This is a genomic window from Archangium sp. (assembly GCF_057119385.1).
Map to the genome: position 1 here is coordinate 1 of NZ_DBNGVP010000188.1, position 21,800 is coordinate 21,800.

17 protein-coding genes are annotated in these 21,800 nt (G+C 69.8%); 11 read left to right on the forward strand and 6 right to left on the reverse strand.

What is annotated here, in order from left to right:
• Nucleotides 1-254: 254 nt before the first annotated feature.
• The 4 genes from AC16DP_RS43820 to AC16DP_RS43835 all read right to left on the reverse strand — a co-directional run bounded on the left by AC16DP_RS43820 (nucleotide 255) and on the right by AC16DP_RS43835 (nucleotide 4,425).
• Nucleotides 255-878 carry a protein-methionine-sulfoxide reductase heme-binding subunit MsrQ gene (locus AC16DP_RS43820; protein ID WP_329726923.1) on the reverse strand — a complete coding sequence of 208 codons (624 nt, stop codon included), beginning with the start codon at nucleotides 876-878 and terminating at the stop codon, nucleotides 255-257.
• Nucleotides 879-883: 5 nt separating this feature from the next.
• On the reverse strand, nucleotides 884-1,870 hold the full coding sequence (msrP, locus tag AC16DP_RS43825; protein ID WP_329726924.1) for a protein-methionine-sulfoxide reductase catalytic subunit MsrP: 987 nt from the start codon (nucleotides 1,868-1,870) through the stop codon (nucleotides 884-886).
• 33 nt (nucleotides 1,871-1,903) lie between these two features.
• On the reverse strand, nucleotides 1,904-2,641 hold the full coding sequence (locus AC16DP_RS43830) for a fatty acid desaturase (protein ID WP_329726998.1): 738 nt from the start codon (nucleotides 2,639-2,641) through the stop codon (nucleotides 1,904-1,906).
• A gap of 74 nt (nucleotides 2,642-2,715) precedes the next feature.
• Nucleotides 2,716-4,425 carry a dipeptidyl-peptidase 3 family protein gene (locus AC16DP_RS43835; protein WP_329726925.1) on the reverse strand — a complete coding sequence of 570 codons (1,710 nt, stop codon included), beginning with the start codon at nucleotides 4,423-4,425 and terminating at the stop codon, nucleotides 2,716-2,718.
• A 272-nt stretch (nucleotides 4,426-4,697) separates the two neighbouring features.
• Between AC16DP_RS43835 and AC16DP_RS43840 the strand changes: the two genes are divergently transcribed.
• The 5 genes from AC16DP_RS43840 to AC16DP_RS43860 are packed head-to-tail and all read left to right on the forward strand — an operon-like array spanning nucleotide 4,698 to nucleotide 9,295.
• Complete coding sequence (locus AC16DP_RS43840; RefSeq protein WP_329726926.1) at nucleotides 4,698-5,444, forward strand: TadE/TadG family type IV pilus assembly protein; 747 nt, start codon at nucleotides 4,698-4,700, stop codon at nucleotides 5,442-5,444.
• Nucleotides 5,445-5,455: 11 nt separating this feature from the next.
• Nucleotides 5,456-7,084: a pilus assembly protein TadG-related protein gene (locus AC16DP_RS43845; protein ID WP_329726927.1), complete on the forward strand. Its 1,629-nt coding sequence runs from the start codon at nucleotides 5,456-5,458 to the stop codon at nucleotides 7,082-7,084.
• A complete protein-coding gene (locus tag AC16DP_RS43850) occupies nucleotides 7,081-8,091 on the forward strand; it encodes a pilus assembly protein (RefSeq protein WP_329726928.1) in 1,011 nt (336 codons plus the stop codon). The genes AC16DP_RS43845 and AC16DP_RS43850 overlap by 4 nt, the downstream gene beginning before the upstream one ends.
• Before the next feature lie 20 nt (nucleotides 8,092-8,111).
• Nucleotides 8,112-8,387, forward strand: a complete 276-nt coding sequence (locus AC16DP_RS43855; RefSeq protein WP_329726929.1) for a hypothetical protein — start codon at nucleotides 8,112-8,114, stop codon at nucleotides 8,385-8,387.
• 8 nt (nucleotides 8,388-8,395) lie between these two features.
• A complete protein-coding gene (locus tag AC16DP_RS43860; RefSeq protein WP_329726930.1) occupies nucleotides 8,396-9,295 on the forward strand; it encodes a hypothetical protein in 900 nt (299 codons plus the stop codon).
• 3 nt (nucleotides 9,296-9,298) lie between these two features.
• Here AC16DP_RS43860 and AC16DP_RS43865 read toward each other — a convergent pair whose 3' ends face one another.
• Both AC16DP_RS43865 and AC16DP_RS43870 read right to left on the reverse strand, forming a co-directional pair.
• A complete protein-coding gene (locus AC16DP_RS43865) occupies nucleotides 9,299-9,874 on the reverse strand; it encodes a CPBP family intramembrane glutamic endopeptidase (protein WP_329726931.1) in 576 nt (191 codons plus the stop codon).
• An 82-nt stretch (nucleotides 9,875-9,956) separates the two neighbouring features.
• Nucleotides 9,957-11,207, reverse strand: coding sequence for an NAD(P)/FAD-dependent oxidoreductase (locus tag AC16DP_RS43870; protein ID WP_329726932.1), 1,251 nt, complete (start codon nucleotides 11,205-11,207; stop codon nucleotides 9,957-9,959).
• Between the two features lie 192 nt (nucleotides 11,208-11,399).
• Between AC16DP_RS43870 and trpD the strand changes: the two genes are divergently transcribed.
• From trpD to AC16DP_RS43900, 6 genes are all read left to right on the forward strand, one after another.
• Nucleotides 11,400-12,416 (forward strand): anthranilate phosphoribosyltransferase, encoded by a 1,017-nt coding sequence (trpD, locus tag AC16DP_RS43875; RefSeq protein ID WP_329726933.1) that lies wholly within the window; start codon nucleotides 11,400-11,402, stop codon nucleotides 12,414-12,416.
• Nucleotides 12,413-13,201, forward strand: coding sequence for an indole-3-glycerol phosphate synthase TrpC (locus AC16DP_RS43880; RefSeq protein WP_329726934.1), 789 nt, complete (start codon nucleotides 12,413-12,415; stop codon nucleotides 13,199-13,201). The genes trpD and AC16DP_RS43880 overlap by 4 nt, the downstream gene beginning before the upstream one ends.
• The gene (locus tag AC16DP_RS43885) at nucleotides 13,198-13,833 is read left to right on the forward strand and encodes a phosphoribosylanthranilate isomerase (protein WP_329726935.1); all 636 of its coding nucleotides are present in this window, start codon (nucleotides 13,198-13,200) and stop codon (nucleotides 13,831-13,833) included. The genes AC16DP_RS43880 and AC16DP_RS43885 overlap by 4 nt, the downstream gene beginning before the upstream one ends.
• An 8-nt stretch (nucleotides 13,834-13,841) precedes the next feature.
• Nucleotides 13,842-15,050, forward strand: coding sequence for a tryptophan synthase subunit beta (trpB, locus tag AC16DP_RS43890; RefSeq protein WP_329726936.1), 1,209 nt, complete (start codon nucleotides 13,842-13,844; stop codon nucleotides 15,048-15,050).
• On the forward strand, nucleotides 15,047-15,838 hold the full coding sequence (gene trpA / locus AC16DP_RS43895) for a tryptophan synthase subunit alpha (protein ID WP_329726937.1): 792 nt from the start codon (nucleotides 15,047-15,049) through the stop codon (nucleotides 15,836-15,838). Before trpB ends, trpA begins: the two co-directional genes overlap by 4 nt.
• A gap of 139 nt (nucleotides 15,839-15,977) precedes the next feature.
• Nucleotides 15,978-21,743 (forward strand): toxin TcdB middle/N-terminal domain-containing protein, encoded by a 5,766-nt coding sequence (locus tag AC16DP_RS43900; RefSeq protein ID WP_329726938.1) that lies wholly within the window; start codon nucleotides 15,978-15,980, stop codon nucleotides 21,741-21,743.
• Nucleotides 21,744-21,800: the final 57 nt, after the last annotated feature.

Genomic DNA, 21,800 nt, shown 5'->3' on the forward strand with positions numbered 1-21,800 from the left:
GCACTACGGCAACGCGAGCCGAATGAAACGCCTTCTTCAGTGAACCCGACGCAACGTAATGACGTGGGACATAAACGCAGCGCTCTTGCCGACCCATGGCGTCGTGACGGACGTTTCGGGCAGCACCACTACACCCCACGAGAAACATGCAGAGCAGCGCGGTCCACCCGCGTGACATGCCGCACCTCCTGTCGTTGACCGCGTCCACTCGGCGAGGGCCGCCCCCGGCCAACCAAGGAAGCGGCCAGACCCTCTCAGGTGGCCGAGACCGGAGCAGCGGAGCGCGCCCGCCGCTTGCGGAGCGCCTCGGCCACGCGGATGGCGAAGAGCAACGCCAGCACTCCGCCGTAGACGAGCGGCTCGGTGAGGTCCTTCTTCACACGCCAGACGAAGTGCACCACGCCCAGCGAGGCCGCCACGTAGGCGAGCCGGTGCAGCCGCTGCCATGCGGGAAAACCCATGCGGCGCACCATGCGATTCGTGCTGGTGACGGCCAGCGGCACCAGCAGCACCAGCGCCAGGAAGCCCACGGTGATGAAGGGCCGCTTCGCGATGTCCTCGAGGATGACGCCGAGGGCCAGCCCCTGGTCCAGCACGACGTACGTGAGGAAGTGCAGCGAGGCGTAGGTGAAGCCCAAGAGGCCCAGCAGCTTGCGCAGGCGGATGGGCCACGTCCACCCGGACACCACCTTGAGCGGCGTGCACGCGAGCGACGCCACCAGGAAGATGAGGGCGAGCAGCCCCGTCTGGTTGAGCACGCGCTCGATGGGGTTGGCGCCCAGCGCCCCCTGTGCGAACGCGAGCGCCAGATGGGCCAACGGGTAGAGGCCGCCCACGAGGACGGCCGGCTTGAGCCAGGGGTGTGGAGGGGAGGCCATGGGCGTCAGAAGTTCTTGCTCAGGTCCATGCCCTTGTAGAGGCCGGCCACCTGCTCGGCGTAGCCGTTGAAGGGCAGCGTGGGGCGGCGGCGCAGCTCTCCGATGCGGCGCTCGGAGGCCTGGCTCCAGCGCGGGTGCGCCACCTCGGGATTCACGTTGGCGAAGAAGCCGTACTCGCGGGAGTTGGCCTGGCTCCACGTGGTGGGCGGCTGCTTCTCGGTGAGCGAGATGCGGACGATGGATTTGATGCCCTTGAAGCCGTACTTCCACGGCACCACCAGCCGCAGCGGCGCGCCATTCTGGTTGGGCAGGACGCGGCCGTACATGCCCACCGCCATCATCGTGAGCGGGTGCAGGGCCTCGTCCAGACGCAGGCCCTCGACATAGGGCCAGTCGAGCACGGGATACTTCTGGCCGGGCATCTGCTCGGGGTCCTTGAGGGTGGTGAAGGCCACGTACTTCGCCTTGCTGGTGGGCTCCACGCGGCGCAGCAGGCCCGCCAGGGGGAAGCCGAGCCACGGAATCACCATGGACCAGGCCTCCACGCAGCGCATGCGGTAGACGCGCTCCTCGAGCGGGAACCAGGACTGGAGCGTGTCCAGGTCCACGCGCTGGGGCTTGTGCACCTCGCCGTCGATGACGACCGTCCAGGGCCGGGGCTTGAGGGTGTGCGCGTTCTCGGCGGGCTCGCCCTTGTCGAGGCCGAACTCGTAGAAGTTGTTGTAGGTGGTGGCGTCCTCGTAGGACGTGGCGCGCTCATCCGTGTCGTACGGGCCGCGGGGCCGCACCACCTTGGGGGCGTCGCCCGGCGTGGCGAGCAGCGAGGGACCGTCACCCCCGGTGGGCCGGTTGCTGAGGAGCTGGAGCCCCGCGCCCACGGCCGCGGCGGTACCGGTGAAGAGGGCGGCGCTCTTGATGAGCTCGCGCCGGCGCAGGTACAGCGACTCGGAGGTGATTTCGGACCCCTGGGGCTCGGGCAGCTTCAGGCGCATGGTTCCCCTCAGTACGCCCGAAGCGGAATCCGGTTACAACCGGGCCTCCTGCGCGGGGGCGGACTGGCGCGCGTCCCTCATCTTCCACAGATGCCACCAGGGGGTGGAGGGCGACTGGTGGTGCTCCCAGTGGTAGCCGAAGAAGTAGCAGGAGAGCATGGCCCACAGGTGGTTGCGCGGCAGGGAGCGGGCGTGGTGGGGCACCATGTCCGGGGTGTCCGGCCGCCGGTGGGGCAGGTAGGTGCCGAAGTAGAAGAGCTGCACCGTGCCGAGCAGGGAGGGCACCACCCAGAATGCCACAATCCGCCACTGCGCCACTCCGAGGAGCAGCAACAGGTTGAACTTGGCGGCCATGACGAGAATCTGGAGCCAGGTGGTGTAGCGCACCATGAAGGTGGCGAACCACGGCCAGAAGGACTGGGTGCGGGTGGAGAAGTCCGGGTCGTCGGGGCCGGTGGGGTCGGCGTGGTGGGCGCGGTGGTTGACCACCAGGCGCCGGTAGGAGAGCCCGGCGAAGAGGAAGCAGGCGGCCATGCCCACGGCCTGATTCACCCACCGCAAGCGGCTCACCGTACCGTGCATCGCGTCATGGCCGGTGATGAAGAGGCCGGTGCACAGGTAGGCCTGCAGGGCGATGTGCAGGGACGTGAGGGGCGAGGCGAGGGACAGATTGGCCGCGGCCAGCAGCCAGACGAGATGGCCCAGCCACGCGCCGAGCACGGTCAGCGCGATGGGCACACCCCAGGGTCCTGGAGGAACGTGGTTCCGCATCTGGCTCATGTCTGCGAACCACCCGGCCCGCCGCGCACGGGAAAACGCACGCGGCGGGCGAGCGGACGGCGGGATTACTTCCCGGCGGGGGTGGAGAAGCCACCGAGCTCGGCGGAGAGCTTCTCGGCGGTGACGTAGCGCGGCGCGATGTCCACGGGCACGTTGCTCAGCTTGTCCAGGACGCGCTTCACCTCGGGACGCACCACGCCCATCTTCTCGAGCAGCGACTCGGCGTTGGCGCGGTTGCCGCTGGCCTGCAGCTCCATGAGCTGCTTCGTCAGGGCGGTGACGGACTCCTTGATCTTCCCGGGGACCACCGCGAAGGTGCCGTCCTTGTTCACCACCACCGCGCCGGTGTCGAGGAAGTGGTTGAGCTGCAGGGCGACGCCCTTGCCGTGCGCCTCGTTGAGGCCGAAGCGGATGGAGCGGAACGAGGACGCCAGGAAGGTGGTGTACATGGTGCGCTCCAGGTCCTTGGAGAGCACGCCCTTGTCCACCAGCTGCTGCAGGGCCCACAGGCCGGAGATGTCCGCCTTGGCCTCCTCGATGGCGCTGGAGGACGCCTGGAGCGCCTGACGCACCGTGGTCTGCTTGCCCTCGACGGTGATGTTGTGGGGCCCCAGGCCGTGCATCAGCTCGTGCATGAGGATGTGGGTGAAGAAGGCATCGAAGGAGACGTCCTTGCGGTCCTTCGCCGGGAGCGACACCTGGGCGATGGGCAGCAGCACGCGCTGGAACTTGGCCTCCTGGATGTTCTTGAGCATCACGCGCTTGGTGCCCTTCTCGGCCGCCACGCGCTCGTCATTGGGCAGGTTGTAGGCCGCGGTCTGCACGCCGCGGTAGCCATCCCCGGAGGAGAAGAGGCTGTTGACCACGCGGATGGGAGCGAGCGCGCCCAGCTTCGGGTTGCGCAGCTTCGGGTCGATGGGGAGGAGGTTCTCCAGGCCCTGGAGCTCGCCGCTGAACTTCGCGAGCTTCTGCGTCTCGGCGTCATCGCGCAGGGTGATGAAGGCCTCGAAGGCGGCCTTGGAGTTGAACCACTCGTCCTCGTAGACCTCGTAGGGCCCGATGGTGGGCTCGATGCTGGCGTCGAGCTCCATCCAGGCGACCTCGCTGGGGTAGTAGTCGTTGCTGAGGAAGCCGTCGGCGCGCTTCTCGAGGAAGGCCTTGAGCGTGGGCTGGGTGGTGAGCGCGGCGGCCTCGCGCAGCAGCTGCGCGGCCTGGGCGAGCTCGCCCTGGTACTCTACGCTGTAGGGGACGGTGACGAACTTGCCGGTGGTGTCGCGGCGAATGGTGGTGAAGAAGCCGGTGGCCTCGCGCTGCTGGGCCTCGGGGAGGGACTTCACCCAGGCCTCGATGTCGGCCTTGGAGGCGCCGGCCGGGTAGAAGTTGCCCTCGGGGGGCTTGGCGGGGACACCGGAGAGGAAGGGCGCGTTGTGGTCGAGCCGGGACCAGGGGCCCTTGTTGAGGATGAAGGAGTGCAGCCGCTCGCGGCCGAGCGGGGAGGTGTCCTCGAGGAGATCGAGCAGGAGCGTCTCGTTGCCGGCCCAGACCTGACGCAGGAAGAGCGAGTCCATGAGCTTCGCGGCCTGGACGGTCCTGGCGAGGGCTCGGCGCTCGTTCTCGGGGAGCTTGGAGACATCGACCTGGATGTCGACGGGGGCGAAGCGGGACGTCATGCGCTTGAGCTCGGCGGCGTTGGGCGGACGGGCGGGCGCCTCGGCGGCGGCGGAGCCCGAGAAGAGCAGCGCGGCGGCGGCGAGGGAGAGGAGTCGTCGGGTCATGGCGGCCCTTCTAGCCGGTGGAAGACGTGTAGGACAGCGCTCACCCACTCCCTCGCCCTCCGGGGGAGGACTGGGGGGGGGGGGTATCGGACATCGGCGGCCGGGAACCTACAATCAAGGCCCCAGAGCAGACCCCATGAGGCCCCCGCGTCAATCCATCGTCATTTCATCGTCACCCGAGCGTCAGCGTAACCCAGACGTTGCAAAACACGCTGGAACGGCGTCCAGGTGACCGATAGTCTTTGTGTGTCTTTGATGAAATTCTTCAGCTCATGAACGCGCGGCAGCCGCGGGAGCGGCAATCAGGCCAGGCGATGGTGGAGACGGCGCTGACGCTGCCGCTCATGGTGTTCCTCATCCTGGGGACGCTGCAGCTCTTCCTGATGTTCCAGGGGCGGGTGCTGGCGCAGTACGCGGCCTTCCGGGCGACCCGCGCGGGCAGTGTCAACCATGGCGACTGCGAGCGCATGAAGCACGCGGCGGTGCTGGCGCTGCTGCCTTCGTTCGACTCCTTCCTCTCGCCGAGCAAGCCGGGCGGCTCGCGGGCCCAGAAGCTGGCGCTCGCCTTCGCCGCGCGCAAGGACAACAAGTTCAACCCCGCGAAGGACTCGGGCCACGACGGCCACATCGTGTGGCTGATGCGCGAGAGCCCGCGCGCCGCGGACGTGGACGGAGACCAGGACCGCTCCTTCGATCAGCCGGGCAACCTGATGCGGCTCGAGGTGCGGCTCATCTACTGGTTCCCGATGCGCGTCCCCTTCGCCAACTGGGTCATCAGCCGCATGTTCCTCGCGCACCTGGGGCTGCGCGACTATACGGCCGCCAACCCGCTCATGCCCACCGACAAGGACCGGTGGACCCGGGAGCCGGGCAGCGGAGACCTCCGGGCGGACGTGAGGTCGGAGCTGCTCTCGCGCATCGGCAAGCGGCAATACACCCTGCCCATCGAGACGTCCTTCACCATGCGGATGATGACGCCCGCCATCCGCGCCCACTTCTCCTCCCCCATGTGCCGTTGAGGTGCCGTCCGATGCGAGCGCTCCGTTTCAACCGAGGTCAGACGCTGGTGCTCTTCGCGCTCAGCCTGATGCTGCTCACCCTCATGGTGGTGCTCACGCTGTCGCTGTCCATGAAGGTGCGCGAGCGCACGGAGCTGCAGACCGTCACCGACGCCGCCGCCTACTCCAACGCGGTGGCCACCGCCCGCACCTTCAACAACATCGCGGTGCTCAACCGCGCGCAGATCGCCTTCGCCGTGTCCCAGGCCGGCGCCCAGAGCCTCATCAGCTGGAGCACCGCCTACCTGGGCTATGTGGAGGGTGGCATCGACGGCTTCAAGAAGATCCAGAAGCCCTACAAGTTCTTCAAGAGCTTCGGCTGCCCCTGCTCCCCCTTCAGCAAGTTCTGCAAGCTGGCCTGCCGGTGCGGCAAGCGGGGCGTGAGTGACACCGACCGGTTCATCAACCGGCTGAGCCAGGAGCGCAAGCGCCTGCAGCAGGTCTTCAAGACGATGGACCCGGCAGCGGCCCGCCAGGTGGCGGCCATGCAGATGTTGATGCGCCTGACCATCTACGCCGACGAGGAGGTGGCCTTCCGCGGGCTGGTGGGCAAGCTCGGAGATCAATCGCTGGCCCGGAGCGTGGTGGACCACGCCGCCGGCGGCACGCGCTGGAAGGAGCAGTGGGTGGTCCCCTCGGGCGCGGGGGACGTGTCCGAGGGCGAGGTGGCGGGCGGCCCCTTCTGTCTGACCGGACAAGGCGCCGGCTGCGACCTGCCGCTCACCGTGGCCCACTCGGTGAACGCCGCCATGGGCAGCCGCGGCTATCCCTTCGTCACCTCGCGCCAGGGCTTCGAGACCGCCTTCAACGCGCAGTTCCTCCGGCTCATCCCGCCGCCGGACATCCTCTTCGTCTTCAACCACAAGGGCAGTGGCTGGTTCACCCAGGAGCATGGCGGCTCGCTGTCCATCCTCCCCGCCTACGCCAAGACGGCGGGCGCGGACGACCACGGCAACCTCTTCGCCATGTACCTGCACATCGCCCACGGCGGCGCCCTGCCGTGTCCTCCCGTGTGGTTCGACTCGAAGGGCGAGAACAGGATGAAGGTGGAGGTGCAGGGCGGCCCGTCCCCCGTGCACAGGTGGTTCAACGGAGGGGACGCCCAGCCCCAGGTGCACCGGCTCATCCCGTGCCTGGGCGGCATCTCGAGCTGCCCGGGCGTCTGGCCCCCCTTCGTCGACTACAACATCGGACAGGTGCTCAACCAGGACAACAACTTCGGCCAGCCGAAGAACTTCGCCATGGTGCAGCGCGACCCGGGCAAGCGCGGCGTGAAGGATCCCTGGAACCTCTCCTTCCGCTTCCGCTTCGCCTCGCGCGACTCGTCCTTCAACAACCTGGATCCCGCCACGGATGTCCAGACGGCGCTCTCCACGGGCATCGCCTACTACCACCGCAGCAGGCCGCCCCTCATCGACTTCGAGCACTGGAGCGAGCCGCCCAACCTCCTCAACCCCTACTGGCGCGCCACGCTCGTCGCCCCGGATACCGACGACAAGCGGCTGGAGGATGTGCGCAAGACGCTGAAGGCGGGGGGCAATGCCGAGGGCGCCGAGGTCGTCCAGGCCCTCCAGGACCAGGGCTTCAAGGGATTCCAATGAGCACGCGACACCATTCGAGGCACATCCGCAAACACGTCCGCGGCCAGGCGGTGACGGAGCTGGCCATCGGCCTGACCGTGTTCGTCACGGTGCTCGCCTTCGGCATCTACTTCGCCGAGGTGGGCTTCCTGTCCCTCAAGGTGCAGGAGTCCGCCATCTCGGCGCTCTGGGACGGCACGGCGGGGAAGATGCACACCCTGCCCGTGAGCTTCTCGGAGGCCGGGGGCTCCATGAAGAAGGCCGCCGAGCGCGCCGAGGAGCGCTACGCGGACTTCAACGGGCTGAGCTCCGAGACGAACGCCACGATGCAGCAGGTGTTCACCCGGGGCTCGCGGCTGGACGTGAGCTGTGACGTGGGCGGTGGCCCCTCGTATGGAGGCGCCATCCTCACGCGCATCGTGTACCGGGACAACGGCGGCGCCCGCTGCGGCGCCGAGGCCTCGCTCTCCGCCTACCGCTTTCCCCGCTCCTTCCTGGACCGGGGCCCAGGCGCGCTCTTCAACGAGCGGAACATGAAGAACACGCACACCACGCTGAAGGTGTGCGGGGTGGGACGGGCCGTGGGGGGCGAGTGCAACGGCAGCTTCGGCATGCTGGTGGATGACTGGGGACTGGCCGGCACGTCGGAGAGCCTGCCCTGCAACATGATTGGCAGCGGCATGGGGGCCTGCACCAACCCGCAGTACGCCGCGACCGTGTACGGCGTGTACAAGCCCATGTCCCTCACCTTGATGATGTTCGGCGGCATCTACGGCGCCTCCAGCAAGCTGGCCCAGGCCGCCGTGGGCTACTCCCCCATCGACGAGCACGCCTTCTTCATCAGCGCCGCCAACGAGGAGACGAACTTCACGCAGCTGCCCACCCTCCCGCGCGACAGGGGCGGGACCGCGTGGGGAACCAGCCCGGGCGCCGCCGTGAGCATCCAGACGCTCCCCTACACCCTGTCCTACGTGAAGCGGTTGTCCAACGGGAACTGCTTCCTCGGCAAGAAGTGCAAGAACCCATGAACACCTTGAGGGAGAAAGCCATGACGAAGACCGCCTGGTGGAGCGCCGTGCTCCTGGGGGGGATGCTGCTGGCCCTGCCGGCGGCCGCGGACCCGGAGAAGTGCGAGACCGACTGCGCGAGCAAGAGCTCCGAGGTCATCCAGCAGTGCGTCCTCAAGTGCCCGGAGCCGAGCAACCCCGCCAATACCCGCGCGTACCAGTCGTGCGCGATGCGCTGCTCGGAGCGGCACCAGAAGGAGTTCGACGCCTGCGCGAAGTCGTGCGACGGCGGCGGCAAGAAGAAGGCAAAGCGCTAGGAGCCGTCATGCCGTCCGCCTCGTCCCTCCTCGTCCTCATGCTGTTGCTCGGAGCCCCGGCTCCCGGAGCGCCTCCCCCACCCGGGAAGGCCGCCCCGGCGCCGAAGACCGCGCAGCCCAGTCGCCCGGCGAAGGCCTCGGAGAAGAAGCCGGCGCCGCCGCCCTCCGGTGGCAGCTGCGCCGCGAGCGCGGAGGCCACGGAGCCCATGCAATGCAACACCCGCACCGTGGCGGACCTGGTGAAGTCCGTGCAGGAGGCGGAGGCGGCGGAGGAGCCCGAGGAGGAGTGGAAGCCCGCGCCGCTGCCCTTCACCTGGGACGTGCCGCGCGTGCTGGACATCATCCCCATGAGCGACGTGATGGAGGCCAACGGATTCCCCGTGAAGCTCAGCGCGGTGCTGAGCGCCGAGCGTCCCGAGGTCATCCTCCAGCACATGGTGGATCGCTTCGCGCAGGCGGGGCTCTACCTCCCGCCCGTCGAGCACCAGCCCCAACTGCTGCGCGAGCCCCAGCTCACCGCGCTCGATCCGATGGGGCTCATCTCCTACACCTTCATCCTCCAGCCCAACCCCAACAAGACGACGACCGTCATCCTCGGGGAGACAAACGTGGGAGCGCGGAGGACTCCGGACTCGGACGTGGCGCCCGTCATGCCGGGGGCCTCGGCGGTGCTGCACAGCCGCCAGGAAGCAGCCCGGACGCTCGCCTACACCGTGGGCACGCCGGAGGAAGAGGTGCGCGCCTTCTACCGCAAGCAGCTGGGTGGCTCCGGCTACCAGGAGCGGGAGCCCGGTCTCTACCGCAAGGGCACGGACGAGCTGCGGGTGTCCGTCCACTCCGGCGAGGCGGGCCAGACGGCGGTGGTCATCATCCGCCGCACCGCCACGGGCGACGAGGACACTCCGTGAGCGTCACACCGCCGGCAGCAGGATGACGATGAGCAGATCCCACAGGGAGTGACTCACCACCGAGGCCACGAGGCCGCGTCTCCACTCAGCGAGCAGCCCCCACGCGAGCGACGTGGGGAACGCCGCCAGCGCCAGCAGCGGCTCACGGAAGGCGAGCAGCACCAGGCTCGACAGCGCCGCGGCCACCAGTGCGCCACCGGCGCGCCCGAGCCTCGGCCGCAGCGCCTGTTGCACCGCGCCTCGCCAGAAGAGTTCCTCGGCCGGAGCAATCACCAGCGCCAGCGCCAACGCCGCTCCCAGTGAGCCCTGGCCGAACGTCGCGTAGATGGCCGTCAGGGGCTCGCAGAGGACATTCGTGAAGCCTCCGCACATCGCCCACAGCACCGCCCGCGACCCCACGTACAGCACTCCCGCCAGCGCCACGCCCCACCACACGTCCGCGCGATTCGGCAGCAGGAGGGCTCGGGCCTCATGGCCCAGCGCCTTCCACGAGAGCCCGTTCCACACCGCGCAGTAGAGCGCCGCCCACAGGAAGAAGCGCGGCGGGTGCACGTGCACCAGCGCGGTCCACGGAAGCACGGCCACCGCCGCGGCCAGGAACCAACCCGGGTGACGGATACCCTCACCCCGACCCTCTCCCGGAGGGCGAGGGGAGATGGGCTCAGTCGAGGCCACGGTCCCTCAGGAGGGCTTCGGCGGCCCGGCGCCCCGAGACCATGGCTCCCTCGATGGAGCCGTTCTCCCGGTAGTCCCCACAGACGTACAGCCCTGGTGACAGCCGCACCTTCCGGTGGGGCTCCTCGAAGGACTCGGGCGGCTGGGCCGGCAACGCGTTGGGAATCGCGTACGTGCGCAGGTGTCTCCACTGCGCCACCCCCGTGCCGAACCACTCCGTGAGTTGCTCGCGCACCCGCGTCTCCAGCGTCTCCGAGTCCTCCCCCGCCTCCACCACCGACACCGAGATCAGCGCCTGACCTTGCGGCGCGTACGTGGGCGCCACCTCGCTCATCACCGCGAGGTTGTTCACCGGCCCCCTCCCCTCCCCGTTCAACACCAGGTAGGGCCCTCGCACCGGCGGCTCCGGCGCCGCGAAGTACAGGCACGTCACCGCGTTCATCGCCCTCGGCGGCATGCCCGGCAACAGCTCCTCCGCCGCGGGCGCGTCCGTGGCCACCACCACCGCGTCGGCCTCCTCCCGTGCCCCCGTCGTCAACCGCACCCGGTGGCCCCACACCTCCTCCACCGGCGTGTTCAGCTGTACCACCCCGAAGGGCAGCTTCGACGCCAGCTGCTCCGGGATCGCCCCCATGCCCCTCGCCGGTACCGCCGTGGCCCCCGTGGCGAACATCCGGAAGACGAACTCCAGCACCCGGCTCGAGGTGCGCAGCTCCTTCTCCAGGAAGATGCCGCCGAAGAAGGGCCGGAAGAAGGCCTCCACCATCTCATCGGAGAAGCCCACGTCGCGCAGGTACACCCGCGACGGCCACTGCCTGCGCAGGAGCACGTCCTCCACCGAGCCCGCCAGGGCCTGCTGACGCAAGTCGAGAATGTGCAACTTGTCGGCGAACGAGCCCACCGGGTTGAAGGCGTGCGCCGCGGCCTGCAGCGGCCGGCGGAAGGGATCCGCCACCTTGTGCAGCTTCCCCGCGCGCCACACCAGGGCCCCCGGGAAGAAGCGCTGGAAGTCGAGCGCCTTGTAGTCCAGCCACCGCTGAGGCTCCGGGTAGGCGGTGAGGAACACCTGGAAGCCCCGGTCCAGCAGGAAGCCGTCCACCGCGTCCGTACGCACGCGGCCTCCCACGCCATCGCCCGCCTCGAGCACCCGCACCTTCACCTTGGCCTGGTGCAGCAGCCGGGCACACGTCAACCCCGCCAGTCCGGCCCCCACCACGATGACGCTCGGCCTCGCCAAGGCGCACCCTCCGTAAAAATGAAAATTCCCGTCCTACATTGATTCCCGCATACCGCTTGGCGAGACTCTTCGGGAATTTTGAGAAGAAGTGGACACCTTTTCTTCCTGCGAAGTCCCTCCGCTCTTCTTACGCAGTGCTTCAACCCGGCCGCCCCCCCCTTGGCGGCCCACTTCGGAGACCCGAGTAGGCACATGACGCTCAAGGAAGCGCTGGGCAGAGTGGTGGGCCGGCGCGATCTGTCGCGCGAGGAGATGGCCCGCGTCATGGGACAGATGCTCGCGGGAGAGGCAACGCCAGCCCAGGTGGGCGCCTTCGCGGTCGCGCTGCGGATGAAGGGAGAGACCGAGGACGAAATCCTCGGGGCGGCGGAGGCCATGCGCGCCTGCGCCACGCGCATCCACCCCCGGGCCGAGGTGGTGTTGGACACCTGCGGCACCGGCGGAGACGGCGCGCACACCTTCAACATCTCTACCGCCGTGGCCTTCGTGGCCGCGGGCGCGGGGGTGACGGTGGCCAAGCACGGCAACCGGGCGGTGTCCTCGCGCTGTGGCAGCTCGGACGTGCTGGCCGCGCTGGGCGTCCCCATGGACCGCTCGCACGAGCAGGTGACGCGGGACGTGGACGAGCACGGCGTGGGCTTCCTCTTCGCCCCCTCGCACCACAGCGCCCTGCGGCACGTGGCGCCCGCGCGGCGCGAAATCGGCCTGCACACCCTCTTCAACCTGCTGGGCCCCCTGACCAACCCGGCGGGCGCGCGCTACCAGTTGCTCGGCACCTTCGCGGGCGAGCGCCTGGAGCAGACGGCCCGCGTGCTCTCCAAGCTCGGCAGCAAGCGGGCGTGGGTGGTGCACGGCCGGGACGGATTGGACGAGATCTCCCCCTGCACGGTGTCCGACGTGGCCGAGCTGCGCGAGGACGGCTCGGTGCGGACCTTCTCCCTCTCCCCGGAGGACGCGGGGCTGGAGCGGGTGCCGCCCGAGGCCATCGCCGGCGGCGACGTGGAGGACAATGCCCGGCGCCTCGAGGCGCTGCTGGCCGGTGAGCGCTCCGGCGTGCGCACGGCGGTGCTGCTCAACGCCGCCGCGGCCCTGGTGGTGGTGGGCAAGGCCCAGGACCTCGAGGAAGGCGTGCTGCGCGCGGTGGAGTCCATCGACTCCGGTGCCGCGGCGGCCAAGCTGCGGGCCCTGGTGAACGGAGGCGTGGCATGAGCGCGCCCGAGACGGACAAGCTCGCCCTCATCTTCGAGCGCAAGCGCCGGGAGCTCGCCGCGCGCAAGCCGCTGGTGGCCCGCGCGCCCCGCCCGCCATCGCGGGACTTCGCCGCCGCCCTCACCCAGCACCGGGCCGGACTGCCGGTGAACGTCATCGCCGAGGTGAAGCGCCGCAGCCCCTCGGGTGGCGACTTCCCCCACCAGGACCTGGTCGCGGTGGCGCGGGCGTACGAGGCCGCCGGAGCGAGCGCGGTGAGCGTGCTCACGGACGACGTGGACTTCGGCGGCAGCCTCGAGGACCTGCTCCAGGTGCGCGCGGCCATCTCGCTGCCGGTGCTGCGCAAGGACTTCCTGGTGGCGCCACAGGAGGTGGAGGAGAGCGCGGCGCTCGGCGCGGACGCGATCCTGCTCATCGCGGATGCGCTCGAGGACGGGCCCCTCGCGGAGATGGTGGCCGCGGCGAAGGCCTGCCGGGTGGCGGCGCTCGTCGAGGCCCACACGCAGGAGCACGCCGAGCGGGCGCTGAAGGCGGGCGCGGAGCTGGTGGGCATCAACAACCGGAACCTCGCCACGCTGCGCACCGACATCAACACCGCGCTGAAGGTCATCCCCACGCTGCGCAGCCGCGCGAAGGCGCTGGTGGCGGAGAGCGGCCTCAAGACGCGCGAGGACTTCGCGGCGGCGCGGGCCTCGGGAGCCGATGCCGTGCTGGTGGGCGAGTCCCTGCTGCGCGACGCCGAGCCGGGCCGTGCGCTGGCGCGGCTGCTCGCGGGGGCACCGTGAGCACCCGGGTGAAGATCTGCGGCGTCACCCGCGTGGAGGACGCACGGATGGCCTGGGCCGCGGGCGCGGACGCGCTGGGGCTCAACTTCTACCCGCGCTCGCCCCGGTACGTGACACCGGAGGTGGCGGCGGCCCTGGCGCGCACGCGGCCGGCCCTGGGCGCGGTGGTGGGCGTCTTCGTCAATGAATCGCCGGACGTCATCCGCGCGCGGGTGCGGGACTGCGGGCTGACGTCGGTGCAGCTGCACGGCGACGAGCCGCCCGAGGCCTGCGCGGGCTACGGCGTGCCCGTCATCAAGGCCCTGCGGGTGCGCGGGCCCGAGGACGTGGAGAAGGCGCGCACCTACGTGGGCGCGGGCGACGTGGCCACGCTGCTGCTGGACGGGGCGGCGCCGGGCTACGGGGGCGGCGGCGTGGGGTTCGACTGGTCGCTGGTGGCGCGGCTCGCGGACGCGGGCGTGCCGGTGCTGGTGGCCGGGGGACTCAACCCCGAGAATGTGCGGGAAGCCGTACGGGCCACCCGGCCCTACGGAGTGGATGTGGCGAGCGGGGTGGAAGCCAGCCCCGGCGTCAAGGACGCGGACGCGGTGCGCGCCTTCGTGCGCGCCGTGAAGACCCTGACTTGGGAGTGATGGAGAACATGGACACGCAAACCGCCCCGGGCCGCTTCGGGCGTTATGGCGGCCGTTATGTGCCGGAGACGCTCGTGCCGGCGCTGCTGGAGTTGGAACAGGCCTATGCCGAGGCCCGCAAGGACCCGGCCTTCGACGAGCAGGTGGCGCAGGTGCTGCGCGAGTTCGTCGGGCGCGAGACGCCCCTGACGCCCGCGCGCCGGCTCACCGAGAAGTGGGGAGGCGCCGAGGTGTGGCTCAAGCGCGAGGACCTCGCGCACACGGGCGCCCACAAAATCAACAACACCATCGGCCAGGTACTGCTCGCCAAGCGGATGGGCAAGAAGCGCGTCATCGCGGAGACGGGCGCGGGCCAGCACGGCGTGGCCACCGCCACCGCGTGCGCCCTGTTCGGCCTCACCTGCGAGGTGTACATGGGCGCGCTGGACGTGGAGCGCCAGGCGCTCAACGTCTTCCGCATGAAGGCGCTCGGGGCCACGGTGCACGCGGTGGAGTCGGGCTCGCGCACGCTCAAGGACGCGATGAACGAGGCCATGCGCATCTGGGTGGCCCAGGTCGAGGACACCTACTACGTCATCGGCAGCGCGGCCGGTCCCCACCCCTACCCCACCATCGTCCGCGACTTCCAGTCCGTCATCGGCCGGGAAATCCGCACGCAGTCGCTGGTGGCCTTCGGCAAGCTGCCGGACGCCATCATCGCGTGCATCGGCGGCGGCTCGAACGCCATCGGCGCGCTCCACCCCTTCATCGAGGACAAGGGCGTGCGGCTGGTGGGCGTGGAGGCCGGTGGCCACGGCCTGGACTCGGGCCAGCACGGCGCTTCTCTGACGCTGGGCACGGAGGGCGTGCTGCACGGCTCGCGCTCGCTCGTGCTGCAGGACGAGAACGGGCAGATCATCGAGGCGCACTCCATCTCCGCGGGCCTGGACTACCCGGGCGTGGGGCCGGAGCTGGCGCACCTGGCGAAGACGGGACGGGTGGAGGTGCGCACCGCCACGGACGACGAGGCGTTGGCGGCCTTCTACATGGTGTCGCGCACCGAGGGCATCCTCCCCGCGCTGGAGACGTCGCATGCCTTCGCGCGCGCGGCGGACCTGGCGCGCGAGCTGGGCAAGGGCAAGCACCTGGTCATCAACACGTCGGGCCGCGGCGACAAGGACGTGGCCACCATCGCGGCGCGGGGGATTCCTCCCGCCGTCGGTCAGGAGAAGTCATGAGCGGCGAGATCGCGGAAGCGTTCGCCCGGGCCAAGGCCCATGGTGAGGGCACGCTGGTGGCGTATGCCATGGCGGGAGACCCGGACCTGGCCCGCTCGGTGGACGTGTTCGCCGCGTGCGTGGAAGGCGGCGCGGACATCCTGGAGATTGGCGTGGCGTTCAGTGACCCCATCGCGGACGGCCCGGTCATCCAGGCCGCGTCCGAGCGGGCGCTGAAGGCGGGCGCCACGCTCAAGCGGGTGCTGGACGAGGTGGTGCCGGCGGTGCGCGCGCGCTGCCCGCAGACGCCGCTGGTGGTGATGACGTACGTCAACGTGGTGATGGCCCTGGGCGAGGAGCGCTACGCGAAGCTGGCCCGGGAGCGCGGCGTGTCGGGCACCATCCTGCCGGACCTGCCGCCCGAGGAGAGCGCGGGCATCCGCGCGGCCTTCGACCAGGAGGGGTTGGAGCTCATCCCCCTGTGCGCGCCCACCACGTCCCCGGCGCGGGCGGAGAGCATCGTCAAGGACGCGCGGGGCTTCGTGTACTGCGTGTCGGTGGCGGGCGTGACGGGCATGCGCTCGGAGCTGCCGGCCAACCTGTCCGAGCGGCTGGAGATGGTGCGGCGCGCGTCACCCGTCCCCGTGGTGGCGGGCTTCGGCATCTCCAACGCCGAGCAGGCGCGGGTCGTTGGTGCCCATGCGGATGGCGTGGTGGTGGGCAGCGCCATCGTCCGCGCGGCCGAGGCCGATGGGCCCGCGGCGGCCCGTCAGGTGTGCGCGGAGATCAAGCGCGGCCTGAAGCGCTAGGTCCGGGACTTCCACTCTCGGACGCCTTGCTGTTTACTCCGGGTGAAGAGCTTTACCCGGAGGTCGTCATATGTCGTCGGGCCATCGCAATCCGCCCGGAAGCAGCAGTGCCCCGTTCCCCATGGTGAGGAGAGCGGGAGTGGCCCTCGTGACGCTGCTGCTGGCGCTGGCCGGCGCGCGCACCTGGGCCGCGCAGGACTCCCACTCGGGCTCGAACGGTCCCGTCGAGTCCTTCTTCGGGGCCTACACCACCCGGGTCCCCCTCGCCGTGCCCCGGTTCCGCGGGTTGGAGCCGCCGCTCGAGCTGGCCTATGGCTCCACCGGCGCCAACGGGCCGCAGGGCATGGGCTGGAGCCTCACCGGCTTCTCCACCATCGAGCGCGCCAGCGCGGGCCGGGGAACGCCCCGCTATGACGGCGCGGACATCTTCCTGCTGGATGGGCAGGAGCTGATGGCGTGCACCGCCGGCAGCAGCAGCCCGAGCTGCCTCACGGGCGGTACGCACGCGACGAAGATCGAGAGCTACCAGCGCATCCGCTTCGACGGCACCACGTGGACGGTGACGCAGAAGGACGGCAAGCGCGCCGTCTACTCGCCCCTCTTCCCCACCTCGCGGGGCACGTTCCGCTGGGGCCTGACGAGCGTGGCCGACACCGTGGGCAACACCGTGTCGCTGGGCTGGTGGTGCGACGGCGCTCCGGTGGAGGAGTGCTACCCGGACAACGTCCAGTACAACGGGACGGTGGTGAAGCTGTACCGGGAGCCTCGCCCGGACGTGCTCACGTGGGCCCACGGCGCCGGCCTGGGGCAGACGCGCTACCGGCTGAAGACGGTGGACGTGACGGTGAGCGGCAGCCGGCTGCGGGCCTATGCGCTGCGGTACACGACGAGCGGGAGCACCTGGCGCTCGCTGCTGGTCAACGTGCAGCAGTACGGAAACGACGCGGTGCTCGATGGCTCGGGCACGGTGGTGGGGGGCACGGCCCAGCCGGCGTACACCTTCGGTTGGCAGGGGGGCGGCACCGGCTTCCGGGGGACGTTCGGCTCCGGCGTGGTGGACTGGGGTTATGAGTCCGGCCGCCAGTGGGTGGACTTCAACGGCGACGGCAAGGCCGACTACTGCCGCGTGGTGGGCAACACCAATGGCTCCTCCAGCTACCTGGCCTGCACCGTGTCCACGGGCACGGGCTTCGGCGCCACGTACGGCTCCGGCGTCATCGACTGGGGTTACGAGTCGGAGCGGGCCTGGGTGGACTTCAACGGCGACGGCAAGGCCGACTACTGCCGCCGCGTGGGTGGCACCAACGGCGTCAACAGCTACCTGTCCTGCACCGTGTCCACGGGCACGGGCTTCGGCGCCACGTACAGCTCGGGCGTCGTGGACTGGGGTTACGAGTCGGGACGAGCGTGGGTGGACTTCGACGGCGACGGCAAGGCCGACTACTGCCGCACGGTGGGCAACACCAACGGCTCCTCCAGCTACCTGGCCTGCACCGTGTCCACGGGCACGGGCTTCGGCGCCACGTACGGCTCCGGCGTCGTCGACTGGGGCTATGAGTCCGGCCGCCAGTGGACGGACTTCGACGGCGACGGCAAGGCCGACTACTGCCGCCGCGTGGGCGGCACCAACGGCGTCAACAGCTACGTGTCCTGCACCGTGTCCACGGGCACGGGCTTCGGCGCCACGTACGGCTCCGGCGTGGTGGACTGGGGCTACGACACCGGCCGCCAGTGGGTGGACTTCAACGGTGACGGCCGCGCGGACTACTGCCGAGTGGTGGGCAACACCAACAGCTCCTCCAGCTATCTGTCCTGCACGGTGTCCACGGGCATGGGCTTCGCGGGCACGTACTCCTCGGGCGTCATCGACTGGGGCTATGACAGCGGGCGCGAGTGGACGGACTTCAACGGCGACGGCAGGGCGGACTACTGCCGCCGCGTGGGCGGCACCAACGGCGTCAACAGCTCCATGTCCTGCACCGTGTCCACCGGCACGGGCTTCGGAAACACCTGGGCCACGGGAGTCGTGGACTGGGGTTATGACACCGGGCGCCAGTGGACGGACGCGGATGGCGATGGCCTCTCGGACTTCTGCCGCCTCGTGGGCAACACCAACGGCTCCTCCAGCTACCTGGCCTGCACCACCGCGTCGGGGCCCGTGCCGGATCTCCTCACGTCCGCGGCCAACGGCCAGGGCGGGACGACGACGGTGCAGTACCAGCCCTCCTCGGCCTGGGCCAACACGTACCTCCCGATGGGCGCGGTGCTGCAGACGGCCTCCGCGGTGACGCTGAGCGATGGCCGCGGCAACAGCTCCACCACGCGCTACCAGTACCAGGGCGGGCTGTGGTCCTCCCGCGAGCGGCGCTTCCTCGGCTTCCGCAAGGCCACCGCCGTGCTCGACGCCGCCGGCAACTACACGGAGACGTACTACCACCAGCACCTCGGCTGCATCAGCAAGCCCGAGGTGACGTACTACCGCGATGCCTCCGGTGCCCTCTTCAAGTACTCCACCTTCGAGTACTCGGAGAACGCGGCGCCGCCCTACACCTCGCTGATGACGTCGCGCTGGGAGCTCGAGTGCAACCAGTCGGCCTCCTGCCGCCGCACCCTGTTGCAGATCGGCTACGACACCTACGGCAACGGCTACCTCACCTACGAGCACGGTGACTACGACGTGGCCGGTGACGAGCGCACCTCGCTGCGCGGCCTGGTCCCCAACACCTCGGCCTACGTGGTGGGCCTGCCCGCCTACGAGAACATCTACGCCGGCCTGGGCACCGGCGGCGCGCTGCTGCGGCAGACGCTGTACGAGTACGACCACAGCGGCTCCTACACGCGGGCGCCCACGGCGGGACTGCTGACGCGGCAGCTGGCGTGGAACAACCAGACGGGCGGCTACTCGGTACGCGGCTTCGGCTACGACGCCTGGGGCAACCGCACCTCCGAGACCGATCCCCGCGGCTACGTCTCCACCGTCACCTACGACTCCACCTACCGCCTCTACCCGGTGAGCCGCTGCAACGCCCTGGGCCAGTGCTCCAGCCAGACGTGGGACGCAGCCCGCGCCCTGGTGAAGGCCGAGACGGACCTCAACGGCGGGGTGACGAGCTACGCGCATGACGCGCTGGGGCGGCCGATTCGCACCACGCTACCCGACGGCTCCGTGGAGACCTTCGCCTACCTCGACCGGGGCAACCCCTTTGCCCAGCGCGTGCGCCGCACCCTGTCCGACGGCTCCGCCGACGGGCTGTGGCTGGAGGCCTACGAGGATGGGCTCGGCCGCCGCTACCGCACCGTCAAGGAGGGCGGCGCCACCCAGGAGACCCTCTTCAGCAACGCCTCCAACCGGGTGTGGAAGCAGTCGGCCTGGTTCGGCGCGGGCGAGACGCCGCGCTACCAGACCTTCTCCTACGACGGCCTGGGCCGCCTGCGCACCGTCACCAACCCCGACGGCACCTCCGCCCAGCGCGTCTACGGCAACGGCTACGTCGTCACCTACGACGAGCTCGGCCAGGAGAAGGTGACCTGGACCGACGCCTACGGGCAGTCCACCCAGGTGCGCGAGCGCAATGCCGGCTCCTACGCCTACACCACCTACCGGTATGACCTGCTCGGCAACCTGGTGCGCGTCCAGAACCCGGCCGGCCACGCCACCTCCGTCACCTGGGACTCCCTGGGCCGCAAGCTCCAGGGCTGCGACCCCGACACCGGCTGCACCTCGTACGCCTATGACGCGGCGGGGTTGATGCTCAACCGCCGCGATGCCAAGGGGCAGCTCACCTCCTTCACCTACGACGCCCTGGGCCGCGTACTCACCACCACGTACTCCCATGGCGAGCAGGTGCGCCGCATCTACGACGAGGCGGGACGTGGGGCCAGCAAGGGCGCCCTCACCACCCAGATTGATGCCTCCGGCAGCGAGAGCCGCAGCTACGACTTCGCCGGCCGCGTCACCTCCTCCACCAAGTGCGTCACCGGCCTTTGCTACACCACCGGCCGCTCCTACGACTCCGCCGGCAGACTCTCCTCCGTCACCTACCCCGACGGCGAGCTGGTGCCCTACAGCTACGACGCCTCGGGCAACCTGCTGTCCGTGGGTGGCTACGCCTCCGGCCTCACCTACGACGCCAGCGGCCGTCTGCTCGCCCTCAATTACGCCAACGGCACACGCACCACCTACACCTACGACGCCAACCGCCAGTGGCTCTCCAGCGCCCTCGTCTCCGGCCCCTCCGGCACCGTCTACCAGGCCGGCTACTCCTACGACGCCAAGGCCCGCGTGCGCGGCATGTCCTCCTCCACCCACTCCCAGTCCAACCTCTCCTTCTCCTATGACGAGCTGGACCGCCTCACCGGCGTGAGTGGCGCTCAGTCCCAGGCCTTCTCCTACGACTCCCTGGGCAACCTCACCTACAACTCCCAGCTCGGCGGCTACGGCTACGCCGATGCCTCCCACCGCCACGCCGTCACCGCCGCGGGTGGCTTGGCCTACGCCTATGACGCCAACGGCAACATGACCTCCGGCGGCGGCCGCTCCTACTCCTGGGATGGGGACAACCGCCTCACCCGCGTCACCCAGTCCGGCGGCACCACCGACTTCACCTATGATGCCTCGGGCCAGCGCGTGAAGCTCTCCGGCCCCGCCGGCACCACCTGGTTCTTCGGTCCCCACCTCGAGTACGGCAACAACGGCCTGACGAAGTACTACTACGCCGGCCCCCTCGTCGTGGCCCGCCGCGACAACTCCGGCGTCCACTGGTACCACCAGGACCACCTCGGCTCCGTGCGCGCCCTCACCAACGCGTCCGGTGCCCGCGTGGCCAGCTACGAGTACTCCGCCTTCGGCGTGCCCGTGGCCTCCAGCGCCTCCGTCGCCAACACCCGCGGCTTCACCGGCCACACCGCCGACACCTCCGGCCTGGTGTACATGGGCGCCCGCTACTTCGACCCCGTCCTCGGCCGCTTCCTGTCCGCCGACTCCCTGGTGCCCTCCTCCCACTCGCCCCAGGCCCTCAACCGCTACGCCTACGTCTACAACAACCCCATCTCCAACACCGACCCCACCGGCCACGTCCCCGTCGTGGCCGCCATCGCCACCGCCGCCAGCGTCGGGGCCGCCGTGGGGTGGACCAGCACCGCCTTCATCATCGCCACCATCGGCGCGGCCACCACCACCGCTGGCTACATCCTCAAGGATCCGATGCTCATGAGCATCGGCAGCATCCTGCTGGGAGGCGCCTCCGGCTTCGCCTTCGGCGTGGGCTACCTCAGCACCACCGAGCCGCTGTTGAACGCGGTGATTGGAGGCTCCATGGCCGCGCTCACCTCACCCGTCAGTCCCCTGGACTCGAGCCTGAAGAACGCGTTGGGCTGGGCCTACACCGCCCAGAACCTGCTCTTCGAGTTCAACCGCCTGGACGAGCGCATCCAGACCGGTGCCGAGAAGGTACGCAAGGACCTGGACACCCGGTATCTCGAGGCCTCCAAGGCGCAGATGATCGACACCTTCACCGACGAGCAGATAGCGCTGATGCAGAGCCCGGAGAAGTGGACGTCCAAGCAGCAGATGTACGGTGAGGCCATGGAGCGTGCCACGGGCGGAATCATCAAGAAGGGCGAGGCCATCGCGCTCAACAGCTCGGGCGGCCTGGTGGGCCCGGGGGATGGGTTGTTCGCCCAGGTGCTGGATGTGACCACGGGCTGGATTCCGGGTGTGCGCGCGCACGCCGTCGTCCACGACCTGTCCGGCCACCTGGTCACCACCTTCGGCGTGGGCAATGGCTACAACTACGCCGGCAGCTGGTTCGGCCTGTCCAACAGCAACCCCCTGGCGGGCCAGATCGAAGGCATCTTGAAGACCGGCGGCCACTCCGCTTCCGCGCTCTTCCAACGCCTCTACTGAGGCGCACGGGCGGAGCGGAGCCTGGCGAGCAGGGGGCCTGGAAACAGGCCCCCTCTC

Bases quoted from the DNA above. Each gene is read 5' to 3' on its own strand.
- trpD (WP_329726933.1), top strand. From the start codon at position 11,400: ATGACGCTCAAGGAAGCGCTGGGCAGAGTGGTGGGCCGGCGCGATCTG.
- AC16DP_RS43855 (WP_329726929.1), top strand. From the start codon at position 8,112: ATGACGAAGACCGCCTGGTGGAGCGCCGTGCTCCTGGGGGGGATGCTG.
- trpA (WP_329726937.1), top strand. From the start codon at position 15,047: ATGAGCGGCGAGATCGCGGAAGCGTTCGCCCGGGCCAAGGCCCATGGT.
- AC16DP_RS43835 (WP_329726925.1), bottom strand. From the start codon at position 4,425: ATGACCCGACGACTCCTCTCCCTCGCCGCCGCCGCGCTGCTCTTCTCG.
- msrP (WP_329726924.1), bottom strand. From the start codon at position 1,870: ATGCGCCTGAAGCTGCCCGAGCCCCAGGGGTCCGAAATCACCTCCGAG.
- AC16DP_RS43820 (WP_329726923.1), bottom strand. From the start codon at position 878: ATGGCCTCCCCTCCACACCCCTGGCTCAAGCCGGCCGTCCTCGTGGGC.
- AC16DP_RS43880 (WP_329726934.1), top strand. From the start codon at position 12,413: ATGAGCGCGCCCGAGACGGACAAGCTCGCCCTCATCTTCGAGCGCAAG.
- AC16DP_RS43845 (WP_329726927.1), top strand. From the start codon at position 5,456: ATGCGAGCGCTCCGTTTCAACCGAGGTCAGACGCTGGTGCTCTTCGCG.
- trpB (WP_329726936.1), top strand. From the start codon at position 13,842: ATGGACACGCAAACCGCCCCGGGCCGCTTCGGGCGTTATGGCGGCCGT.
- AC16DP_RS43860 (WP_329726930.1), top strand. From the start codon at position 8,396: ATGCCGTCCGCCTCGTCCCTCCTCGTCCTCATGCTGTTGCTCGGAGCC.
- AC16DP_RS43830 (WP_329726998.1), bottom strand. From the start codon at position 2,641: ATGCGGAACCACGTTCCTCCAGGACCCTGGGGTGTGCCCATCGCGCTG.
- AC16DP_RS43850 (WP_329726928.1), top strand. From the start codon at position 7,081: ATGAGCACGCGACACCATTCGAGGCACATCCGCAAACACGTCCGCGGC.
- AC16DP_RS43840 (WP_329726926.1), top strand. From the start codon at position 4,698: ATGAACGCGCGGCAGCCGCGGGAGCGGCAATCAGGCCAGGCGATGGTG.